This is a genomic window from Pseudoalteromonas sp. H103 (assembly GCF_001469205.1).
Taxonomy (GTDB): Bacteria; Pseudomonadota; Gammaproteobacteria; order Enterobacterales; family Alteromonadaceae; genus Pseudoalteromonas; species Pseudoalteromonas carrageenovora.
Map to the genome: position 1 here is coordinate 257653 of NZ_LOFG01000015.1, position 24506 is coordinate 282158.

Annotated in this window: 17 protein-coding genes; 8 read left to right on the forward strand and 9 right to left on the reverse strand. The window is 38.8% G+C overall.

All coding sequences use genetic code 11. The features are described from left to right. The first annotated feature begins 205 nt into the window (after positions 1-205). Together ATS74_RS11000 and ATS74_RS11005 are read left to right on the forward strand one after the other, a co-directional pair. Positions 206-1654, forward strand: coding sequence for a sensor histidine kinase (locus ATS74_RS11000; protein ID WP_058548941.1), 1449 nt, complete (start codon positions 206-208; stop codon positions 1652-1654). Next, positions 1654-2088, forward strand: coding sequence for a response regulator (locus ATS74_RS11005; RefSeq protein ID WP_058548942.1), 435 nt, complete (start codon positions 1654-1656; stop codon positions 2086-2088). The genes ATS74_RS11000 and ATS74_RS11005 overlap by 1 nt, the downstream gene beginning before the upstream one ends. 61 nt (positions 2089-2149) lie before the next feature. On the opposite strand, the gene ATS74_RS11010 is transcribed toward ATS74_RS11005, so the two are convergent. From ATS74_RS11010 to ATS74_RS11035, 6 genes are all read right to left on the reverse strand, one after another. Next, positions 2150-3859 carry a two-component system response regulator gene (locus ATS74_RS11010; protein WP_058548943.1) on the reverse strand — a complete coding sequence of 570 codons (1710 nt, stop codon included), beginning with the start codon at positions 3857-3859 and terminating at the stop codon, positions 2150-2152. 32 nt (positions 3860-3891) lie between these two features. Continuing rightward, on the reverse strand, positions 3892-5436 hold the full coding sequence (locus ATS74_RS11015; protein ID WP_058548944.1) for a PAS domain-containing sensor histidine kinase: 1545 nt from the start codon (positions 5434-5436) through the stop codon (positions 3892-3894). A 204-nt stretch (positions 5437-5640) separates the two neighbouring features. Further along, positions 5641-6810, reverse strand: coding sequence for an MFS transporter (locus ATS74_RS11020; RefSeq protein ID WP_058548945.1), 1170 nt, complete (start codon positions 6808-6810; stop codon positions 5641-5643). A gap of 286 nt (positions 6811-7096) precedes the next feature. Continuing rightward, a complete protein-coding gene (locus tag ATS74_RS11025) occupies positions 7097-8098 on the reverse strand; it encodes a LacI family DNA-binding transcriptional regulator (RefSeq protein WP_058548946.1) in 1002 nt (333 codons plus the stop codon). A gap of 71 nt (positions 8099-8169) precedes the next feature. After that, entirely contained in the window at positions 8170-9696 is a 1527-nt protein-coding gene (locus ATS74_RS11030) for an MFS transporter (RefSeq protein ID WP_058548947.1), read from the reverse strand. A gap of 32 nt (positions 9697-9728) precedes the next feature. Continuing rightward, on the reverse strand, positions 9729-11057 hold the full coding sequence (locus ATS74_RS11035) for a GH1 family beta-glucosidase (RefSeq protein WP_058548948.1): 1329 nt from the start codon (positions 11055-11057) through the stop codon (positions 9729-9731). Between the two features lie 224 nt (positions 11058-11281). Between ATS74_RS11035 and ATS74_RS11040 the strand changes: the two genes are divergently transcribed. After that, positions 11282-13849 (forward strand): glycoside hydrolase family 3 protein, encoded by a 2568-nt coding sequence (locus tag ATS74_RS11040; protein WP_058548949.1) that lies wholly within the window; start codon positions 11282-11284, stop codon positions 13847-13849. Between the two features lie 74 nt (positions 13850-13923). Here the strand turns inward: ATS74_RS11040 and ATS74_RS11045 are convergent, their stop codons facing one another. The 3 genes from ATS74_RS11045 to ATS74_RS11055 all read right to left on the reverse strand — a co-directional run bounded on the left by ATS74_RS11045 (position 13924) and on the right by ATS74_RS11055 (position 20019). Beyond that, a complete protein-coding gene (locus tag ATS74_RS11045; protein ID WP_058548950.1) occupies positions 13924-15411 on the reverse strand; it encodes a tryptophan halogenase family protein in 1488 nt (495 codons plus the stop codon). Further along, positions 15404-16954 carry a tryptophan halogenase family protein gene (locus ATS74_RS11050; protein ID WP_058548951.1) on the reverse strand — a complete coding sequence of 517 codons (1551 nt, stop codon included), beginning with the start codon at positions 16952-16954 and terminating at the stop codon, positions 15404-15406. Before ATS74_RS11050 ends, ATS74_RS11045 begins: the two co-directional genes overlap by 8 nt. Before the next feature lie 95 nt (positions 16955-17049). Beyond that, positions 17050-20019: a TonB-dependent receptor gene (locus ATS74_RS11055; RefSeq protein ID WP_058548952.1), complete on the reverse strand. Its 2970-nt coding sequence runs from the start codon at positions 20017-20019 to the stop codon at positions 17050-17052. Between the two features lie 572 nt (positions 20020-20591). Between ATS74_RS11055 and ATS74_RS11060 the strand changes: the two genes are divergently transcribed. The 5 genes from ATS74_RS11060 to ATS74_RS11080 all read left to right on the forward strand — a co-directional run bounded on the left by ATS74_RS11060 (position 20592) and on the right by ATS74_RS11080 (position 24470). After that, positions 20592-21500: an MBL fold metallo-hydrolase gene (locus ATS74_RS11060; RefSeq protein WP_058548953.1), complete on the forward strand. Its 909-nt coding sequence runs from the start codon at positions 20592-20594 to the stop codon at positions 21498-21500. Positions 21501-21578: 78 nt separating this feature from the next. Beyond that, positions 21579-22229, forward strand: a complete 651-nt coding sequence (locus ATS74_RS11065) for a hypothetical protein (RefSeq protein ID WP_058548954.1) — start codon at positions 21579-21581, stop codon at positions 22227-22229. Positions 22230-22232: 3 nt separating this feature from the next. Continuing rightward, the gene (locus ATS74_RS11070; protein WP_058548955.1) at positions 22233-22907 is read left to right on the forward strand and encodes a Crp/Fnr family transcriptional regulator; all 675 of its coding nucleotides are present in this window, start codon (positions 22233-22235) and stop codon (positions 22905-22907) included. A 151-nt stretch (positions 22908-23058) separates the two neighbouring features. Then, entirely contained in the window at positions 23059-23562 is a 504-nt protein-coding gene (locus ATS74_RS11075; protein ID WP_058548956.1) for an Mpo1 family 2-hydroxy fatty acid dioxygenase, read from the forward strand. Between the two features lie 116 nt (positions 23563-23678). Further along, on the forward strand, positions 23679-24470 hold the full coding sequence (locus ATS74_RS11080; RefSeq protein WP_058548957.1) for an SDR family oxidoreductase: 792 nt from the start codon (positions 23679-23681) through the stop codon (positions 24468-24470). Positions 24471-24506: the final 36 nt, after the last annotated feature.

Consider the following 24506-nt stretch of genomic DNA (forward strand, 5'->3'; position numbering starts at 1 on the left):
CTTTAATTTGTAAATTAGTAAAGCCCAATATAAAAAGTTGGGCTTTGTTATTTTTATTATACCGCTTTAAATTATTTAACTAGCATTAGTAAATAAACACTGTTAAAACCTGATACCGTTAGTATAAAATACATACAACTCAAGAGTGGTTACATAGCTTATTTAAGGCCAGTCATATTAAAATTATAAAAGTCTGGCTTACAAAATGAATATCTCTAAAAAGCTTTTGCTCATTGTAGTATTAACGTGTTTAGAAGTAAGTATTACTGTTTTTTCGGCATTTGAAATAGCTAAGGGAGCGCAGTTTCATCAGCTCAATTTTCTTCATTTAAAGTATATAAATCAGCTAGACAAAGCGGTTGATAAAATACTGCCAAACACTCAAATTAACTTAGCAGCAATAGAGGCGAATATATTAGCGATTCGTCAACAACCTATGAACTGTTTAAAAGCGGCCAATGCATTAAATAAGTTAGTAATGAATATTATTGATACACGTCATGCACTTACGCTTTGTAAGCAAGATGTGAAAAGGGCAAATACAACCTTACAGTCTGTGAATGATTACAAAAATGATAAAATTAATCGGGCCGAATTTTTGTTTATTCTTAACCATGCTTTAGATGAATTTAACGATAACTCAGAGCAATTTGAAGGGCCAATTACAAAAACTGTATCGTTTATATTTGTTACTTTTATCCCTTTAGTCATTGTTATTTCAATCTTTAATGTTATTTATATTAGTTATTTATCGCGAACTATTTCAAGCTCTATTCGAAATCTAACTACGTTATTGTCTAGTAAATCTAATAAAACAGATTTAGAAGATAACTTTTCAAAGAGCACACCTGATGAACTAAAAGAGCTAATAAGTGCTGCTAAAAAAAGAATTGAAAACGATTTACTAAATATAGAAAGCAGTAAAGAGTTAAAAGCCATTGTAAGTAGTCAAACCGATTCATTACAGCTAGCAAACGATGAGCTGGCTCAGTTTGCTTACAGAGCGTCGCATGACTTAAAGGCGCCATTATCTGCGGTTAAATCTTTATCGCGCTTTATAGTTAAAGATATAGAAAGCAACGATACAGCCGAAGCCATCAGTAATGCAAAAACTATAACAAAGCAAATGGAAAAATTAGAGTCGTTAGTCGTTGATATTTTACAGCTTGCTAAAGCCGATATTGGTAATGAAGAAACGTCACCGATTAACTTTGAACAGCTTATTGTTGATGTAAAGGAGCGTTTATATTGGCTGATGCAAGATATTCCTTGCCAGCTTGAAATACACATAAATCTAGAGGTAGAAATAATCTCAGATAAAGTGCGCTTTACACAAATAATTGAGAATTTAGTCTCTAATGGCTTAAAGTATTACGATAAAAATAAGCTATCACCTTTAGTAAAATTAGACATTAGTAACAACGAAAATAGCATTATTATTGTTGTTACTGATAATGGAATTGGTATTCCTAAACCCTTCCAAGCGCAAGTGTATGGCATGTTTAAGCGCTTTAACCCTGAGTTATGCAGTGGGTCTGGTTTAGGTTTATCGATTGTTAAAAAGCATGTTGAATATTTTAAAGGTGAAATTACGTTTCAAAGTTCTGAGCAAGGCACTATATTTAAAATAATCATAGCATTGGATAAATTATAATGACAAAAATCAAACCACCAGTTCTTATTATTGATGACGATGAAGTAGATAGGTATATTCTTAAACGCTTAATAAAAGAGGCGCAATTAGAACTTAGAATTTTTGAAAAAACAGATGGTCAAGAAGCCCTCGATTTTTTAGAAGACTATGATGCCAACAAAAAAAAATACCCTGATGAATTCCCACCCATAATTATATTTTTAGATATTAATATGCCGAGGGTAAATGGTATTCAGTTTTTAAATGCATTTGCACAGTTGCGCGTTAAAATAGACATTAGTACATGCGTTATTATGATGTTTAGTACGTCAGAGCGAGAAGAAGATAAAGCCAATATAATGGGGCATGAATTTGTAAAAGACTACTTGGTAAAAGGCGCATTTACTTCACAGCAGTTAAAAGAGAAAGTATTAAAGGTAATAAATTCTCGATAAGTTGTATTAGTTACGAAAAGAACTGTTTTACTAGGGCTAATCGTAACTTTTTTAGCAATAGCTATTTTTGGCTAAGGCAACAATCAATAAGCAATTGTTCAATGTTTTCAGCAGGTATGGCTTTTGAAAATAAAAAGCCCTGCATAAAGTTTATGTTTAACTCTTTACATAAAAAATGCTGCGATTGTGTTTCTATGCCTTCGGCAATAATTTCAAAATCGAGTGCTTTTAACATCAGTGATAACCCTTCAATAATTTTAATGCTTTTTTCACTTTCGGCAACTTGCATGCTTTTATCGAGCTTTACTATATTTATTGGGTACGTTGTTAAATGAGAAATTGAAGAGTAACCCATACCAAAGTCATCTAACGCTATTTTAAAGCCTTCCACAGATAGGCTGTTGAGTACATCAGCTATTTTTAAGTTGTCTTCAATTAATGCCGTTTCTGTCACTTCTAAAGTAATATTATGTGTATTAATTTGATACTTATTTACTTCAACTAATAATTTTTCTACAAAGCACTCGCTTTGAAGCTGCACCGGCGAAATATTAATTGCCATATTTAGTGTGTCAGAGTATTTATTTTGCCACTGGGCAAGTTGTTTTAATGCTGTTGATATTACCCAATTTCCGAGTTCGTTTATAAATCTCGACTCTTCTGCAATGGGTATAAATTCATCCGGGTGATAAAATGGAGTAACATCAGGCCACCTTATAAGTGCTTCAACACCGCATATTTTATGAGTTTTTACACAATACACTGGTTGGTAAAATAATCTAAATGCGTCGTTTTTTAAGTAATTTTTAATATTGTTTTGAATTTCCACTCGGCGGCTAAATTCATATTGATATTGTTCTTTGTAAAAACTGTTTTTGCCCTTGCCACTTTGTTTTGAGCGATACATCGCTATATCTGCACATTTTAATAAATCATGCGAGTGTGTTGCATCGGTAGGGTAAATGGCACTGCCAATACTTACACCACAGCTAATAGTCGTGTTATCGATAACGAATGGCTCAGCGGTATGGTTTAATATTCTAGTGGCTACTTTACCTATTTGACTTAATTGGCTTATACCGCCAATTATTACTGCGAACTCATCACCACCAAGTCTTGCAAAGCCTTCGTCTCTTCGTAGGCAATTATTAATTCTTGATACGAGTTGCTTTAAAATCTCATCTCCGACATTGTGGCCAAGGGTGTCGTTAATATTTTTAAAGTTATCTATATCAATCACAAGCAGCGCTACGCTATTTTTACTACGTATATTACTGGCGATAGTTGATTTGAGGATTTCTTCAAAATGGTAGCGGTTAGACAGCCCTGTTAATTGATCTCGCTCGGCCATTCGCTTAACTGCAAGGTAGCTTTCTAACATGCGTTGTTCTGATTCGAAGCGTTTTTTAGCAAATAATATCGCTTTATTTAAGCTTGCACTCGTTATATCACTTTTAGGTAGAAAATCCTGGGCGCCTGCTTCTATACACTTTAATGCAAGTGATGGGTTTTCAGATGTGCTGATCATTATTATGGCAGTATTACCAAGGTTTGGTTTTGCCCGCATTTCTCGCAGTAATTTTATGCCGTCTTCTTTGGGCATAGAATAATCAAGCAAAATCACATCAAAATGCATATCTTCAATGGCATATAACCCTTCAGATACTGATTCTACTTCGGTAATACTATGAAGTTGCATACCGTCCGTCATCAGCATTTTTCTAATTAATTTACGATCTACTATATCGTCGTCAACTATCAGTATATACATGTTCTTCCTTAGAGTCGGGAGTCGTACTATGGCTAGTAACTATTATTACTGTGTGTATGGTTTTGCTTGTTTTTAGGCCAAAATACAGTAAATGTAGTGCCTGATTTTCCGTCGGAGCTAGCCTCCACCTTGCCGCCAAAATTAGTTACGTGTTTTTTTACGACAGAGAGGCCGATGCCAGTGCCTTCTATTTCATCGCGTGAGCGTAATGTCTGAAACAACTCAAATATAAGTGAAAAGTATTTGGGGTCTATACCTGGGCCGTTATCACTTACCTCAATAATGTAGTGATGCACTGATTGCTTTAAGCTTATATTAACTTCACCGTGCTCTTTATTATTGTGTTTTATAGCATTACTAATTAAGTTAAGAATAACCGTTTTAAAAGGCACCGCAGGAATATTAATTAAAGTATTACTTGTATCGACTGTGACGGTTATTGATTTTGGAATATCTAAAAGCTGCGCTACATCTTCAAAAACAGATTCAAGAGATATACTCGTTAACGTTACATCGCACTGATCAATTCTCGCGTATTTTAGTAAATCTTCCAGCAGTGTTTGCATACGATTGGCACGGCTAATAACGAGTTGGAAGTTTTCGGCATGCTCCTGAGGGAGTAAATCTTTACAATCATCAGAGATCCATTCAAGCAGTCGCTTAATGGCATTTAAAGGTGCTTTTAAATCATGTGATGCAATGCTTGTAAATTCATCGAGATCTTTATTGGCTTTAGTTAATTTATTAATTAAGCCTTCTATTTCACTTAAGTCTCTACAAACACACATAATATAAGGTGCGCCGGTACTGTCTTCAAAACGTTTTTTTGTTGTTTCTACAGTAATATATTGGCCATTGGGTGCATGTAGTTTTTGAATGACTTTACTTTGCCCGGTTTCGAATGCAATTTTGTCTTGTGCTAAAAATGCTTCTGCATCTGCTTCATCAAAGGACTCTATGGTAGTGAAGCCTATAACCTTATCTTTTAAATGTGCGGGGTACATATTTAAAAAGGCGTCATTCGCATACACTATTTTAAACTCTTCATCTTTTACAAAAATAAAATCACGGTTTAGCTTAGAAATAGTGGCTTGTAGCTCGTTTATTTTTTCTTGCTCTATTATTTTTTTACGGTTTTTTAAGTGATTTACTATATTTTTTTGCAAAACCTCAAGCGTAGTCATTTCTTTTTGCGACAGTGGTTGATCATTTTTTTTATCAAAAATAAGCCAACCAAATTGAAGCTTGCTAAATAAAATTATAGGGGCAGTTACTCGCCAAGTGTAGCTGTGAGCACTGTGTGAATTTTGCTGGGGGATCTCAATTAACCTGCACTCATTACTAGTGTAAAGTGCAAGCTCAGTATCGCTTACGTTTAAACTTTCACCATAATGCGCTAATTTAATTTTATGCTCAGGGTAATTGGCGACGATTGCACAGGATTTAGCACCAAGCAAGTTCACAGCAAGCTCGCATACGCTATCTAGATTTGTTTGAATATTATCTTCAAGTAAAACGTGCCACAACTTGTAGGGATTTACTGATGGGGAGCCTATGTAAGATTCAACAGTTGGCATTAAAAGTCCTTTTAATTTTAGCCTGAATTTAGTTTACAGTGAATTAACCTTAGAGTAGCAGATTGTTGCAGATATGTGTGTTATTTTGAAGCGGATATTTGCGCTTTATATAGCAATAATAAATAAATCAGATAAAAAAGTGTGTTTGTTAAGCATTTTTATAACACCCCCTTAGTTATAAGCTAACTAAGGGGGTGTTAAAGCTTAACCTGCGACAGGTGTTTTTCCGGCATGTATGTTAGTAATACTTTTAATAAACATATAAATACAGGTGCTAATTAGGCAGCCTGCTAAGTAAAACACAATACCGTTTGGCGCATTAGACAAATGTGCGCTTAGCATTGGGCCAAATACCGAACCTATACTGTAGCTTAAAAGCATAATTTCGGTTGCCGACACTATTTTTGCCATAGGTAGGCTATCGCAGGCAAGCGTAATAGCAATTGGGTATAGAGCAAAGCTGCAGGCGCCTAGTATTAAATAACTTATTATTAATCCGGCCAAGGTATTTGCTTGTAAAATACCTATTGCACCTGCTGCGCCCACTAAACAAAACATACCCATAAGTAAACTTTTTTCCAGGCGAGTAGATAAGTAGCTAACCAGCGGTTGCACTAACATTCCACCTAAAATTATTACAGCCATTAGCGTGCCAGTGTACTGCGCCTGCTCTGCTTGAGATGCAATATAAACAGGCATTAAGCCATAAATAGGCCCAAGTAATAAGCCTGAGGCTAAACAGCCGAGCATAGCCGGATGGCTTAGGTTTTTAATCTCTTTTAAATATAGTTTTTGTAGTTGTTGTTTTTCTGGTTGGCCTTTAGTAATTAACAAAGGCGCCAAAATAGCAAAGCACAATAACGCAGCCACAAATAAGTAGGGTGTAGCACCTTGTGTACCTAGTGGTCCAATAGCTAGTTGCCCAACAGCGCTGCCGCCATATAACGAGGTCATATATAGGCCTAGGCGTTTAGCCCGTGATTTTGCTGTATTTGTCATAAGTAGCCACGATTCAACTACAACAAACACACCTGCAACGGCAATACCTGCAATAAATCGAGCAATTAGCCAACTAATAGCGTTCGGTAATGCTAGTTGGGCTAACACACTCAGTATTAATAAACTTAAAAACAATATAAACGCAAAGCGATGGCCTACTTTAACCACAATACGTTCTATTGTGGTTGCGCCTATAAGTAACCCCAAATAAAAAATACTAGCAAGCCATGGAGCTAGGTTTTCATCTAATTTGAATGCAGATAACGAAAGCGGAATTAAGCTCATTAAAAAGCCAGATGCTATGGCAAAAAAAGACAAGCCAATAACGGGTGCTAGTGGGTTGTTAGGTGCATTGTAGGCGGCAGGTTCAGCCATTTTTTTTTAGACTCGGTGAGTTAAATAACCCCAGTTTTAAATTGTAAGGAGTTACTTTAGTAATAAAATTTGCGCGAATTTAGAGCTAATTGATAGATAAGTAAAGTGATTTCTGGCGTTAAATATACAAATTAATTCTTAAGTGAAATTTTAGATCTGGAATACTTTTTTTGTAGTATTTTTATGAGGTTATTGTTTTATATTTGTTAGCAATAATGGTTAAAACCCCAACTAGAATTGAGGCTTAATTATGATGTGAATAAAATAATAAGACAAAGCTTTAGTGCTAGCTAATATCGGGAGTTGAATCGCGTAAAATTAACTTAGGCTCAAACACCTGATTTACCGTTATGCCGCTTTTTTTATAAATATCTTTAAGCACTAAATTTGCTGCTGCACGGCCCATTTCGGGTACTGGGTTATCTATTGTAGTAAGCGTAGGGTAAAGGTAATTGGTAAAAATAACGTTATCAAAACCAATTATTGCTAAATCTTTAGGTAAATTAAAGCCATGCTCGCGGGCATACTTCATTGCACCCGATGCCATTTCGTCATTGGCGCACACAAGAGCCGTAATTTGCGCTTTATGTTGAATAAAATGACGTAGGCCATCGCTGCCACCGGTTTCTTTAAAGTCGCCCACATAATACAAGCTTTCGTCAAAGGTGAGGTTATATTCTGCAAGCGCCTTTTTGTGGCCTTTTAAACGATCTGAGGCATCTTCTTTAAATTGTGGACCGGCAATATAAGCAATACGTTTATGCCCTTTATTGATCATAGCTTTTGTTGCAAGGTAGCCACCCATAACATTATCGAGACTAATGCAGTTTTGCTCTATTTCTTTAACGTAGCGACTCATTAAATAAATAGGGGTTTTACCTTTACTGAGCTCAATTAAATACTCGTTAGATACCGCTTCTACGTGAGCAATAATGGCGTCGCAATTACGGCTAATTAAAAATTCAAAACCGTTTTTTTCTTTTTTTTCATCACTGTGACCGGGCGTAATAATTACGTGTTTACCAGCTATACGTAATTGCTCTTCAATGGCCGACATCATTTGTCCAAAAAACGGGCCGTCTAACTCAGACACTAAAATGCCTACACTGTTGGTACGGCTTGATGCTAAAGAGCGTGCAATAGAACTTGGCTGATAGCCGAGCTCTTTCATCGCCTCTAACACCTTTTTTTTCGTTTTTTTACTTACGTAGTCGTTGTCGTTAAGCACCCTAGATACAGTTGATAAAGACACACCTGCCATTTCTGATACTTGATAAATAGTCGCCATTTATATCCTAGCTTGTACGCATTTGTTTTAAATAAAAATTTATAAAACATAAGTTGTGATTAAAAGTTAATTTACACATTACTGCGCCTAATTGCTAAATCTTCTGTTATTTTTTGGGTCATTGCAGGTGTAAGCGGATAAATAAGCATCAACGCGGCGCCTAAAAAAGCAAAAGCAGCTGGGATCCAGCTCATTAGTAACTGCATAGCGGGTAGGGCGTGGTTAATTGTAAGCTCATCCATACCGTTATATCCATAGCCTGCAAGTACCACTAATACGAGTGCCCCAGCAAAACCACCACCAGTTTTTTGCACAAAGGTACCTGCTGAATAAATGAGCCCGGTAGCACGGCGTTTATTTTTCCACTCGGAGTAGTCGGCAGAATCTCCTAGCATGCTAAAAAATAAAGTAGGCATCATGGCTGCAAAAAATTCAGCCGCGCAGCCAAAGGTAAATACAGCGACAATATTATTGCTAGGCACCCAATAAAATGCAGTGGTTAGTAAGCCGCTTAGCAACAACGATGCAATAAATAAATTGCGTTTGCCCATAATTTCAGCCAGCTTGCCTGTAGCAAGTGCACCAAATATAGATACTATTAATAAGGCAATAAAATATTGCCCTGCCATTAGTTCATCAGCAACGTGGTACTTAAAGTAATAAGCAATAACACCGTATTTTATGCCGTTAAACATCATGGTTAAAAAGCCAATACCTAATAAAACAAGCCAAGGTTTATTTGTTAGTAAATCGACCATATCGCGCTGCGAACCGGTTAGGTTTTGTTTATTTTTATTAAGTAGTTTTTTTATAACAACAGTCATTGCCGCCATAACTAAAGCAAAAAATAGCCCGCTGTATAAATCGCGATAATAAAAAAACAGTGTTGTTGATAACAAAGGTAATATTATAAATGGCAGGTTTTTAGTTAAATCAAACAGTTCTGATTTTAAACACCCTTGCTCTGAAGCTGGCGCTATTACGCGTTCTTTAGTGCTTACAAAGGTAATAACCATAAGCGCAATAAGTAAACTTGCGAACAAATACATAGTGAGCTGATAGCCCTTGGCGTTATCACCGCCTCCAAAATAAGCGACTAAGTCGGGTAAAAAGCCCATCACTAATAACCCGCCTGTAAACGCGCCTGCAAATCTGAATCCTGATAGCTTTGTGCGCTGGGTGTCATCGGGGGTCATTACGCCCATAAGTGCAGAGTAGGGTACGTTACTGACTGTATAAGCAAGTGTTAAACCAATATAAGTAACGTAGGCATAAATAAGTTTATTAGTTTCGCTAAAGTTTGGTGTGGTAAAGCACAGCACCATAAACAAACCTAAAAAGGGCGCGGAGTAGAGAATCCACGGCCTAAATTTTCCAAAGCGCGACTGCGTTCTATCGGCAATCATGCCCATAATTATATCGGTTACACCATCAGATAATCTAACCACTAAAAACAGCATGGCGGCCGCTGCAGCCGATATGCCAAAGGTGTCGGTATAAAATACCGCTAAATAGGCCAATGCGCCGCGCCATACTAAATTAGCACCCGCGTCACCCATGGCATAACCGACTTTTTCGTATAAAGGGAGTTTGTTCACAGTGTGTGTTCTTATTGTTATGAGCCGCTAATTTAGCGGCTAGTTATTAATTTTCTATACGCTTTACCGCTGGCTTTAACGGTGCGTGTTTGGGTATCGTAATCTACATGTACTATACCAAAACGTTTTAAATACCCTTCTGCCCATTCAAAATTATCCATGAGGCTCCAAGCAAAGTAACCATCTACTTTAACGCCTTGTACTGTTGCATTATGTAGAGCATTTAAATGTTCATGGTAATAGTCAATACGGTCGTTATCGTTCACTTCACCGTCTTTAAATTCGTCAGCCATAGCTGCGCCATTTTCGGTAATATAAATAGGCGGTAGGGTGTATTTTTCGTTTAACGATACAAGTAACTCTGTAAGTGCTTTAGGGTAAATTTCCCAGCCAATATCGGTCATTGGGGCTTTGTGTGGCAGCTCATGATAAAAGTCTGTTTCGCTTGCTTGATAATGCATACGGGTATAAAAATTCACGCCTAAATAATCAAGTGGCTGTGCAATAATGTCCATATCGCCTTGTAAAATATCAGGGCGCTGGGCTTTAGGTAATTGGTTAATAATATCAGGGTATTGACCTTGCATTACTGGCTGCATATACCATTGATTTATGTAGTCATCAGCAAATGCAGTGGCGTTCAAATCTTCTTCGCATTGGGTAACTGGGTAGCAAGGCGTAAAGTTAAGCACAATACCGTTGAGTGAATTAGGGCTATTTTTAGCAAGTACTTGCATCGCTAATCCGTGGCCAAGTAGTAAATGATGGGCAGCTTTTCGCCCGTATTCTCGCCCAACAATACCAGGTGCATGTACGCCAATTTCGTAGCCTAAATAAGAGCTACAAAATGGCTCGTTTAGTGTTGCGTAAGAATGTACTCGTTCACCAAAGGCTTGGGTAATTAAATCTGTGTAATGTGCAAATTCGTAAGCCGTGTTTCGGTTAAGCCAGCCGCCTTCGTCTTCAATATGTTGTGGTAAATCCCAGTGGTACAAAGTAACAAATGCTTTAATATTACGACGTTTTAGCTCATCTAAAATATCGGTGTAAAACTTAACGCCTTTTGGGTTTAAATGACCTGCTTTGGTCATTACACGCGGCCAAGAAATAGAAAGCCTGTAGGCGTCTACACCTAGCGACTCAATTAAATCTATATCATCTTGCCAACGAGTGTAATGTTCACAGGCAACATCACCATTTGAATTATCAGCAATTTTACCTTCTTTACTACAAAAGGTATCCCAAATGCAGGGGAGGCGATCTGCTGCGCCACCCTCAATTTGAAAAGACGCTGTGGCCACACCGTAAGTAAAGTGTTTGGCTAAAAGTGGTGAGCCACTAGGTAAAGATAATTGTTTCATTAAGCGAAAACCCCTGCTTTATTTTTAGTAAATTTGCTTTTATAAAGTTAAAGTTGGAAGCGCTTCCATAATTAATTTGATTAATCGCCGGGTATAGTATTTAATAACTTTCAGGAAGCGCTTCCATATTTAGGTTAGTGGCTATTGTTTAACAGGTCAATAGTTATATTTAAATAAGCAAATTACATTATAAAAACACACCCAGACAACACAGGGCCATAACAATGAAAAAAAGCTTAAACACAAAAGCATTAAAAATTCTTTCCCTTTTAGTAGGAGGAATATGCGTTTTAACAGCCTGTAATAAACAGCAAACGCAAGTTAGTAACAATCATATTAAAGCCTCGGAGCATGAGCAGGGCGATATAACACTATGGCCAACACTTAAAAACAAAGTACAAAAAAGCGCTGAGATTGAAAATACAATTGCCGATTATTTAAAGTCGATGACGCTTGAGCAAAAAGTAGCGCAAATGATCCAACCAGAAATTCGCGATATAACCGTTGAAGATATGCGCAAATATGGGTTTGGATCTTATTTAAATGGTGGAGGCTCTTTTCCTGATGCTAATAAGCATGCTACACCTGCTGATTGGATAGCGCTTGCAGAGGATATGTATCAAGCATCGGTTGATGATACGCTTGATGGCAGTAAAATCCCTACCATGTGGGGCACTGATGCCGTACATGGACATAATAACGTCATTGGTGCGACGTTATTTCCACATAATATTGGTTTGGGTGCTGCTAATAACCCTGCGCTTATAGAGCAAATTGCAGCGGCGACAGCGGTAGAAGTAATGGCTACAGGAATTGATTGGGTATTTGCACCTACCGTAGCTGTAGTGCGCGATGATCGCTGGGGCAGAACCTACGAAGGCTATTCAGAGGACCCTGCAATTGTTCGCGAGTATTCAGCCGCTATTGTAAATGGCTTACAAGGTAGAGCCGATGGCGACTTTTTAAGTGATAAACGCGTAATTAGCACTGTTAAGCACTTTTTAGGTGATGGCGGTACAGTGGATGGCGACGATCAAGGTAATAATATTGATACCGAAAAAGATTTATACAATATACATGCGCAAGGTTATATAGGTGGCTTAACGGCAGGTAGTCAGTCTGTTATGGCGTCGTTTAATAGCTGGCATGGCAAAAAAAATCATGGCAATAAATACTTACTTACCGATGTACTCAAAACCAAAATGGGTTTTGATGGTTTTGTTGTAGGAGATTGGAACGGCCACGGGCAAGTTGCTGGCTGTACTAACGAAAGCTGCCCACAAGCAGTCAATGCCGGGCTTGATATTTTTATGGTGCCTACAGGTGCTTGGAAACCACTTTATAACAATACAATAGCGCAAGTAAAAGCGGGTACTATTCCTATGGCTAGAATAGATGATGCCGTTGCGCGTATTTTGCGTGTTAAATTACGTGCAGGTTTATTTGAAAAACCAAGCCCTGCCAAGCGTAAATTCTCAGGTAAATTAGCGCTAATTGGTGCGCCAGCACATCGTGATATTGCCCGCCAAGCGGTGCAAGAGTCTTTAGTACTGCTTAAAAACAATAACCATATATTACCGATTAACCCATCAAGCAATATACTTGTAGCAGGCGATGCGGCCAATAATATTGGTAAACAATCGGGTGGTTGGAGCATTACGTGGCAAGGCACCAACAATAAAAATGAAGACTTTCCTGGAGCCACCTCTATATATGCCGGGTTAAAAGCGCAAATAGATACAGCAGGCGGTATCGCTATTTTAAGCTCAAATGGCACTTTTGATACCAAACCCGATGTAGCCATTGTTGTATTTGGCGAAGAGCCATACGCAGAGGGGCATGGTGATAAAGACAACCTTGAGTTTGAACGAGGTAATAAACGCTCACTTAAAATTTTAAAAGCGTTAAAACAGCAAAATATACCGGTTGTATCTGTGTTTATATCGGGCAGGCCAATGTGGGTTAATAGCGAGCTAAATGCATCTGATGCGTTTGTAGCTGCATGGCTTCCTGGCACTGAAGGCCAAGGCATTGCAGATGTTTTACTAGCGGATGTAAATGGGCAAGTACAACATGACTTTAAAGGTAAGTTATCGTTCTCTTGGCCTAAATCGCCACTACAAACGGCTGTAAATAAGGGCGATGAACATTATGCACCGCTACTACCTTATGGATTTGGTTTAACGTACAAAGATGAAAGTACGCTTGGCAATAATCTAAATGAAGACTCAGGTGTTGATGTAAGCAACCTTGCGCCGCTGTCTATATTTAATGGTAGCTTTAAAGCGCCGTGGCGTTTGTTTTTAAACTCTAATAACAAGCAGCATCAAGTGGCTAGCAATAGTGTAAAGCTTGGCGGCATTACTTATCGTACTGAAGATAAAACCATTCAAGAAGATGCGATGGCGTTTAATTTTATAGGCTCTAGCGCAAGCTATATTGAAATTAACAGTAACTTTACTGAAGACAAAGTAGCTTACATTGAGGCCAATTCAGCACTTAGTTTTAGCTATAAAATAAATACAATGCCAACAGAGCAAGTACAGCTAGGTATGAAATGCGAGCAAGGCTGTGGTGGCGAGCTTAATATAACCAATGAGCTTAAAAACTCAGCCTTAAATACATGGCAAACCATGAGTATAGATTTAACCTGTTTTGCTAAAAAGGGCGTTGATTTTGCCAGAGTAACCAGCCCGTTTATTATTAAAACGGCAGGAGAGCTTAGCGTTTCAGTTGCAGATATTAGCTTTAAACCACAAAGCGATAATATCGCCACGGTTAAGTGTGAGTAATAGCGTGTTTATAAGTTAAGTTTATTGTGTGTTGTCTCAAAGCCCTTTTTTAAGGGCTTTTTTTAAGAGGAGATTTATGCAGGGCAATATTGTTTTAAAAATTCATGATGCGGCGGTAATTGGCTAACGCGCTGTTCTATTTGCTGTTTAATACCGTGTAAAAAACGGGTGAGTTCTTCATTGTTCATCATGCTAGCTATTAAGTGGTGCTGTTCAGGCCCAATACCTTGTCCAAGCATAACTTGTACCCAAGAGTCGACTCTAAAAATATCACCATCGTCTAAAAATACACGGCCAGTTTGTTTAAACAAATCAATTTTATGCTTAAGTGTTTTTGGCACTTCCATGGCGCTACAATGCAGCCAAAATTCGCTGTCATCGCGATTAGTTACTTTGTAATGCAGCACAATAAAATCGCGAATATTTTCAATTTCGCTTTTAAGTTGTTTGTTGTATTCATCAATGGCGTGATTGGTTATGCCATTAAACGGAAATAAACGCATAAAGCGAATAATACCCGACATAATTAAATGAATGCTGGTGGACTCAAGTGGTTCAACAAATCCACTAGCAAGACCAAGCGCAAGGCAGTTTTTGTTCCAGCCTTTTAAGCGACGCCCAGTTTTAAATTTAATAATACGGGGTTCAGTAAGCGCTTCACCTTCAATGTTATTTAGCAATAACGCTTTAGCTTGTTCGTCATCCATATATTGGCTGCAATACACTAACCCATTGCCTACACGATTTTGCAGCGGTATACGCCATTGCCAACCACTTTTATGGGCAATAGAGCGGGTAAGTGGCAATACGGTATCGCTGGTTGATTTTGTTTGTACTGCAATGGCGCTATTGCATGGTAATAAGTGCGACCAATCTTCGTAGCCCGTATGCAATGCTTGCTCTATTAATAAGCCTCTAAAGCCGGTGCAATCTATAAAAAAGTCGCCGTTTATTTGCTCGCCACTATTTAAAAGTAATGATTCTATATGGCCTGTTTTAGCGTTTTTTACTACTTTTTGTATTTTACCTTCAACACGCTTTACACCTAATGGCTCTGAAAATTCACGTAAAAACTGCGCGTAACGCGTGGCATCCATATGGTAAGCATAGTTAATGGGGTTTTGCTGATTAAACGCAAATTTACCGGCTTTAGCCGCTTGCAACTCGTAACAGTAATTGCCAAATGGGTCGTTTATTCCAAGTGCTTTACCTTGCAGCCAAAAGTGATGAAATTCACCCGCCCAACATTCTTTGCCCGTTACGCCAAATGAGTGAATATAACGCGTGTTTTCATCGCCCCAGTTTTCAAAGCTAATGCCTAATTTAAAGCTTGCTTGAGTGGCTTTCATAAAAGATTGCTCATTTATACCTAGCAATTTATGAAATGTACGAATAGGCGGAATTGTTGCCTCGCCAACGCCTACAGTGCCAATATCGTCAGATTCAACAAGGGTAACGTGTATATTTTTGCCAATTAATTTTGCAAGTGCAGCCGCAGCCATCCAGCCAGCAGTACCGCCTCCCGCTATTACTACGTTTTTAACAGCATTTGTTTTAGTCATTATGTGGCTGCCTATTATTAGATAAAAGATAATTTAAAAGCTCGCGGTTACTCGGTAAGCCTTTTAAGTATTGCGCTATTTTTTCACGGTTTTGCTGATAAAAATAATCGCCAGCTTGTGCGCTGGTAAACGCATTTTGTGCTCGAGGTGTTTGTGTATTAAAGCCCATGCCGTATAAAACATACTGGTAACTACTTGATGAAAATACTTCTTCGTTTTCAATAAAGTCAAAGCGGCTAGGGGGTTGAAATTGCCACAGTTTTAGTAAGTTTTTTAGCCGCTCTGGTGCAGTTGTTAAATCGCGAATGTTTTGCCAGTAGGGGGTATCGTCGCGTTCGCTTAGCACATAATGAAGTTTTAAAAATTCGACAACACGTTGCCAACGCGTGCTAAAGCGGTCATTAAAACGCGTTTCAAGCTGGCTCATATGCGTGCGGTTTTGTGGTAGTTGCTCGCTCAGCATACTAATTGAAAGTTCAACCATGGCAAGTGCAGAGGCTTCTAGTGGTTCTAAAAAACCAGCTGACATACCCACGGCAACACAGTTTTTAATCCAAAATTTTTGCCTGTATCCAGGGCTGAATTTTAATACACGGTAATTAAGCTGCTCAGCTTGTTGCTCGCTGGTACTTTTAGCTATGTAGCTTTTTAGAGTATTTGTTGCGCTTTCATCACTTTGGTATTTACTACTAAACACATAACCTGTACCACGGCGTGTGGGCAGGGCTATATCCCAAATCCAGCCGTTACTTTGCGCAGTAGAGAGCGTTGCTGAGGCAATATTCTGAGTAGGATGAGAGTTAGATATTTGCGCCGCAACAGCGCTATTATTAAATAAAATATGATCTTGCGCTATAAATTCACTTTTAAAATGCTCCCCAATTAAACGCGCACGAGAGCCTGAGCAATCTAAAAATAAATCTCCTGTTATATTGCCATTATTATTGGTTTTTAATGAGGCTATATAATCCTTTTCGTCATTAATAACCTCGGTTACATCGTCAGTAATATGCGTAACGTTTAAGTTTTTAACGCTGTGATTTTTTAAAAATTCAGCAAATTTACCTGCATCTAAGTGGTAGCCATAGTTAGTAACGGCTGCATATTCTGGGGTTTGTAATTGCTTTGGCGCAAGCGCTGCTTGGCATACAAAGCTTTGCATATTAACTACATCAGCAAACTTTTGAGTGGGCGCTATGCGTTGCCAACTTGCGTGTAAGTTAGTGTGCTCGTAACCTTGAGGGTTCATAAAAGGGTGGTAGTAGTTTTCTTCCTCGCTGAGGTTGCGCCAATTTATAAATTTAGAACCTTGCTTAAAGGAGGCGTCGCATTGGGTTATAAAATCAATTTCTTTAATGCCAATGCGCTGTAACGTATTACGCATTGAAGGCCATGTGCCTTCGCCTACACCTAGTATTGGCACATTTGCTGACTCAATTAACGTGACACTTAAATGTGGATGCTCAGCAGCTAATAAACCCGCGCTTAGCCAGCCGGCTGTGCCGCCACCTAAAATGACTATTTTTTTTATTGGTTTGGTCATGAGTTAAAACCCTAAACTTGATAACACATAAACTATATCGTTTTAAATACAAAAAAGCCGCTAGTAAAAACTAACGGCTTTGCTTTGTATTACCTTTAGAAGTTGTAACGCATACCAATATTGTAGCGTGCGCCTAGTTGTTGCAGGTTCCATAATTGCACTGAAGTTCGGCCATGTTCGCGGCTGTTTTGCTCAGTAATATTTATACCTTCAACAAAAAACGAAAGCTGTTCGCTGTAGTTGTACGCAACGTTAAAGTCGATTTGATAATACTCTTCAGTAAAACCTGGCTCGTTAACGTAACGTGCAGCGCTATTTAAAAATTTATCACGCCAGTTATAGGCAACACGGGCTTGAAAGTCATCGTTTTCGTACATAGCAATAAAGTTAGCTGTATCGCTTAAACCTACTAGTGCAAATTGCGTAGTAGTTGGGTCTGCGTTTACATCAAAGTCTATATCGCCATTAACGGTAGTGTAGTTTGCTTGAACGCCAAAGCCGCTTTCACCAAAAAAGTGTTGAAATGCAATTTCAAAACCATCAATAGTGGCGTTTTTATTGTTAGTAGGTACTTGTGCCGTAAATTCGAGTAGTGGGTCATCGCTGTTAGCAATAACATCGTATGCGGCTTCAAACTCTTCGTAGGTCATAGAGTCAAAATCTACGCCATTTTCGGTGGCGGCAACCATTTGAAATAAGTTTGAATCGGTAATAGCTAGCCCGCGAGATTCCAGCTCTGCAATAGCAGCTTGTGCACGAGGGCCCGCAGTTGCATCACGTAAACCATAGTAATTTTGTGTCATTGGCGTTAAACCAATAAAGTTTTCGATATCTTTAGTGTAATAACCAACCGACACATAACTTGTTTCTGCAAAGTACCATTCAGCCGATACATCAATGTTATCTGACTCAAGCGGCACTAAACCAGGGTTACCAGTTGAAGCCGTGGCGGGCGACGAACCTGCCAAAATTGTTGGACCGCCAGGTACGCCCACAGTAGCGGCAGAGCTTAAGTTATCATACGTTGGGCGGGCAATTGTTGTACTGTAAGAAAAGCGCGCTTTAACGTTTTCGATTACTTCTATGTCAAAGTCAAAGCTTGGTAAAAAGTGATCGTAGCTAGATTTAAGCGTGAAATCCTCTTTGTTTGAGCCAAAGCGTACATTGAAATCGTTATTACCTTCCCATGCTACTGCATTTGGTAAATCGATATTAGCTGTTGAGGTAATGTCGGTAGACTCTTGGCGTGCGCCAATAACTAGGTTATAGGGCATATCGCCAATGTAACCTGTGTAACTAAATTGCACGAACGCGGCGGTTATGTCTTCTTCAATAGAGCGGTTTGTGGCAAATGCGCCATCGGCTGCAAAGTTAAAGCCGTATTGCTCGCCTGCCCAATAACCTATTTGTGAAGCGCTGCCCGTATACCCTTGATTAAATGAACCTGATGTATCGTAATCATCAAACTCAGCTAAAAAGTTGGTAGGGTTTAAGTAACCCTCTGGCAGCTCACCTGGGTTTTCAATACCCCAGTTACCCATAGTGTTACGAGTTAGTGATTGTAGTGAATGGCTTTGCATAGAGCGAGACTCTATACCAAAGTCAATTGCACCGTTTTCAAGCTCGTATTTACCATGTAGCCTAAATTCGGTTACCTCAGACTCTTGGCTTGCAAAGTTTGAGTCTAAAATAGACGTCCCCACGTCTGATGGATCTAAGGTGTTATTACAATTTAAGTTTTCTCTACGGCAGTCGTTAAAATCGATGCTCATAGAAGGTAGCTCACGGCTAAAGTCCACTTCTTGTGCGTTAACTACGTTTGCGCCAAGACCTGCATTAACCCAGCTGCCGTATGGTGCATCGGGTTTACTGGTGGCTTCTGAGTTATGTGCATCAAACATAAAGCTCAACTCAGAGTTAAAGTAGTACTCTACATTTAAGCCGATTGAGTCATTTTTATTTACTTGATTAAGCTCTTGAAACGCTAAGCCTAAGTCGCGAGTTTGTTGATCGCGGCGTTCTTCTCGGTAGTAAATTGGGGTTTTTACAGTGTTGTCGTCAAAGGTGAGTGCGCTTTTGTAGTTATCCATCCATATTGATTGCTCAGCACGCGCTTCAAATAAATCTTGTTTAGAGTAGGTGTAATCAAGCGTAGCTGTTAAGTCATCAATAGGGCTATATTGCAGCGTTAATTGCGCGTTTGTACGCGTGCGTTCTCTGTCGGCTATGGTATAACGCAAATCTGATGGCATTGAATAAAGCTGGCCAATCTCTGGTGCGTTAGTAAGTACAATATCGTCAGCCGCTTGAGGAATAGTGCCGTCATATGCCGATGTATTCCACTGATTTACAAATGCGCCAGTTGATGAGCTATCGCGTTGTTGCATGCTTGCCGTTAACGATGCGCCAAATTTAGCTTCGCTGTCGGTCCAGCTAATAATACCCGAAAGCTCAGGTGTTATATCATCGCCTACGCGATTAGTTGTATCGTGAAGTGCTTTAACTCCAATACTTGAAACAAATCCAGGGTTGTCGAGCGGGCGGGCAGTATTAATATTAATTGTTGCGCCAATACCACCAGATGCAATACTCGCTTTACCTGTTTTATATACTTCTACCGATTTAACGCTATCAGACGCTAAATTAGCAAAGTCAAAAGCACGAGAGCTTGGTGTACCGCCACCCGCTGGCAAAGAAGCTGCCGGCATAGTACGACCGTTAAGGGTTACCATATTGTAATCGGGGCCAAAACCACGAACGGTCACTTTAGATCCTTCACCGTTTGAGCGATCAATCGACACACCGGTAATACGCTGTAGCGATTCGGCTAAATTGGTATCGGGGAACTTACCAATATCCTCAGCAGAAATGGCGTCTACCACACCTGCTGCGTCGCGTTTTAAACGAGTTGATTCTTTAATACTGCTTTTAAAGCCAGTGACCTGAATTACTTCAACGTCTTGGTTTGCTTCTTCTTGTGCAAGCAACTCTAAAGATACAGATGCGCTTAAAATCAGAGATATGCTGGTCGCTATCTTTGTTTTTCTTACAATATGGTTAGCCATTCGGTTTCCCTCGTACTTTTATCATTATTATCAACAGCCAGTATGGAACTGTTTTTGTGTAATTAACAACATTGTCAAATGTGTGGAAGCGCTTCCAGAAAAGGTAATTAAAAATCGCCTGTGTGGAAGCGCTTCCAGAAATGCTAGTTTAATTTTTAAATAGGGTCAACCAAAGTTTTAACAAAATGAGACTAAATTGTTTTTAAAATGTACCCTAATTAAATTAACGTTATAATTTACAGTTGGTTATGAATATTGTGCTGGAGTGGCTTTGTTACATCGTTTTAGTCTATAAGGCTGGGTTATTAGTTGATTGAGTTATTAACTGCATTAAAAGTAAAGGGGAAGGGTGTACAGGGCTAAATTAGTTATATAACCATACATAGCGTAAAGGCCGTTTGTCACACACCTAACATGCTGCATCGTTTACTGATTATACTTAACCTTAACTCTGGATAATAAATCTATCTCGAACAGCTATTTTCAACGCTAGCTGCGTTAAATTTACTTGCAATAGGCCAGCTATTGGCGCGCAAATTCGCCTTATTTTCATTGAAAATCTCGGAGCAGCAATGATCAAACCTTACTTATATTTAGCAGCTACTAGTTTAATGTTTACCTCGTTTAGTAGTGTAAGCGCCGAGCAATGTAATGATGTGAGTTTGCAAGTTTTAGGCTCTGGCGGGCCTGAACTTAATGATGGCCGAGCGTCGACTAGTTACCTTATTTGGCATAATCACAAAGCCAGAGTGTTAGTTGATGTTGGTTCTGGGGCAAGTGTTGGCCTTGATAAAGCAGGTGCAAAATTTAACGATATCGATGCTATTTTATTAAGCCATTTACATAGTGACCATGCAGGTGATTTACCTAGCTTTATAAAAGGTAGTTATTTTACCCAACGTGGCAAAACCCTTGCTATATATGGCCCGCAAGGCAATCACATTATGGCATCAACGAATGAGTACACACAAAATCTACTAGGCGATAAAGGCGCATTTAGATACTTAAGTGATTACATTAATGGCAATGAAAGTTACACCCTTGATATTCGCTCTGTAAAATCCAGTAAAGAGCAGCCTTTTAACCACTCCTTACAAAACGACTTAGTGGTTAAAGCATTAACAGTAAATCATGGGCCAATACCGGCTTTGGCATGGCGCGTAAACATTGCGGGTTGTGAACTTGTGTTTTCTGGCGATATGACTAATAAGTTAGGCACATTTACTGAATTTGCCAGCAATGCTGACGTGGTAGTGATGCACAATGCCATTGATGAAAACTCATCAAGTGGGGCTAAAAATTTACACATTACACCAAGCGCAATTACAGCCGTTTTAAAAGTAGTTGAGCCCCGTATTACTGTCATTTCGCATTTTATGAATCGATCATTAAAAAATCAGCAACGTTTTAATAAATCGTTAAATAAAGCATTAAAAAGTAAAGTAATTTTTGCAGAAGATGGTCTACTTATACATTTATAGCGGTTATATGAATTAGGGTATTGCGAGCACTTTAGTTTATCGCTATGTTAAAGACTGATTTTTTACATGGACTTTCTTATGCGCATATCTTTTTTAGCGAGTTTTTACTCTTTTGTGCTTATATCTTTGTTTGGTTGCGATAACCAAACCTCTTCGCATAACAAAGCACAGCTTGATCATATAATAAAACCTTCTTCAAACTCACAATCAAAAAGCCCAGCTGCAAAAGTTAACGAACCAGCAATTGTTTTAGGCTTACTTGCTACTCATTGCAAAAGCAACGAAACGGCTTATATAAACGCTAAAATGCAAAAAGTATTACGTAATCCAAGTAAAGATAAAGCGTACGCCTTAGAGCCAACCGAAAATGTACTTTCTGTTTGTCTTGCTAAAGATGGCTCTTCACTGAGCTATCGTTTTGGGCGAATTGACGACATAGGACTTGAAAAACAAGCGAGTACAGATGCTCCTTTTGGCAGCTATTATCGTCAAGTTGGTCGTATTGGAGAAAGTATTTTGTTTTTTAATAATGGGCCGTATCATTATTACATTATAAACTCTGGCGGTATGGGTCGTGGTGTATCGGTTAATGTATTTAAAGACGACGCACTAATAGCGGAACTATTTTCAGGAAACGAACCCTATAACGATTTTATAGTGGCCACAGATTTATCATTACCAAAAAACCTAGTTAAAGAACTACAGCCTTTTAATCAGCAAATGCAATAAATTATGAGCCCCGAGCAACAACGTATAATTGAACAAGGCGAATGGTTTAAAAACCGAAGCCCTTATTTAAAAAGTTTTTTACTTACGCAAGGTAAAACACTGTCACTTAATGCTCAGCAGTCTTTGTTTTTACGCGGCGATCAACACGATGGGCTGTATGCTGTTCTCTCTGGCGTAGTCAGAGTGAGTGGCGTAAGTAGTGAGGGCAAAGAAGCTGTGCTTAGCTTTATCGATTCGTCACTTTGGTTTGGTGAATTAACGTTATTTGATGGCGGCTTACGTACTCACGACGTACACGCACAAACAAATGTGACGTTATTTTTTGTACCACAGCGCTGTCTTGGGCAACTTTTAAATGAGCAACCCAAATATTGGCAAGATTTTGGGCTATTACTAGCGCAAAAGCTGCGAGTAATGTTTAGCTCTATGGAAGATCAAGCCTTGTTAACTGCCGAGCAAAAAGTGTGTAAACGGCTTTTAATGCTAAGTGAGCATAGCGACGTTAACAAAGCACTTGTTTTGTCTCAGCAACAACTTGCCGACATGAGCTACCTAACACGTCAAACTATTAATCAAATTTTACAGCACTTAGTAAGCCTTAAAGCGATAAGTTTAGGCTATCAGCGCATTACTATTTTAGATAAGCAAAAGCTAAAAGTGCTCGCTACACAAACGTAGCTATTAGCTCTTTTTTAAAAGGTTTTTACAAAGCTCCTAGAAGCGCTTGTTTATTAGAGTTTGTTTAATTTTATAAATGTCGGGTATGTGACATTGTTGCCAAGTTAACTTTTGCTAAAGTTAGCTTGGCAAATAAAAAAAGGACAACATAATGAAAACCCTTCAACAACAACTAGGTACCTATGGTTTGTACCACCGCTCTAAACGTAATGTGCTTACTCACTTTTTTGGTATACCGCTTATTGTATTTGCAGCGCTGTGTTTACTGGCACGTATTCAAATTCCACTTGGTAGTGTAGTTATAGATGGCGCACAGCTGTTTGTACTTGCCTCTGTTGTTTACTATTTTATGCTGAGCATTTCGCTTGGGTTTATTATGGGCGTGTTATTTACATTATTACTGGTTGCCGCGCAGCCTATAGCAGCTATGGCTTTTTGGCCTTGGTTAAGTATTGGTGTGGGCGTGTTTGTATTTGGTTGGGTGCTGCAGTTTATTGGCCATTACTATGAAGGAAAAAAACCCGCCTTTGTAGATGATTTAATCGGTTTAATTATTGGCCCGTTGTATGTAACTGTTGAGCTGCTATTTTTAATGGGTTTTTATAAAACATTAGAAGGCGAAGTTAACGCAATAGCAGGTCCAACAAAAGCGTAATACCAAGCGACTTAAATATTTAGTCATTCTAGCGTGCTAAATAAAGGGTTAACCTCTTTATAAATAAGTAATAACTTAATACGCCCTCGCACCTGACAACATAAAAGGCTAAACACATGAACTATAAAAATAAAACAGTGTGGGTCACAGGCGCATCATCAGGTATTGGCAAGGAGCTCGCAATACAGTTTGCAGCACTGGGTGCCAACGTTATTGTATCAGCTAGAAGCGTTGATAAACTTAACGAATTAAAGCAAAGTTTACACGGCGATGGGCACATTATTGTGCCTCTTGATTTGTCAGCACCTGAGGCTGTTTTGGCTCAGGTTACTGATTTACTCGATACATTACCTGCTATCGATATTTTAATTAATAACGGTGGGGTATCGCAGCGCAGTTTATTTTTAGAAAACGAATTTAATGTTTACCGCCAGTTGATGGAAGTTAACTATTTTGGCCTCATTGCACTCACTAAAGCGGTAGCGCCTACTATGGTTGAAAGGCGCAGAGGCTCAATAGTCTCAATTAGTAGCGTTGCGGGTAAAGTAGGCTCTAAATTTAGAACGGGCTATTCAGGCTCAAAATATGCGGTAGTGGGTTTTATGGATTGCCTGCGTGCAGAGCTTGCTGAGCATAACATTCATTGCTTAACTATTTGCCCAGGCTCTATTAAAACAGCCATTGCACATAATTCGTTAAACGAGCAAGGAATAGCGCAAAACAAGCCAGAGCACTCAATAGAAAATGGTATGGATGTAAGTGTAGCCGCTAAAAAAATGATTCACGCAATTCATAATAAAAAAGACGAAGTTATTGTTGGCAAAGGCTTAAGTGGCTTAGCGCCTACAATTAAACGTTTTTTTCCTCGTTTATTTAATCGATTAACAGCTAAAACAAACTATAGGTAGCATCGGGCGATTTAGAGATATAAAATGCTGTAAATT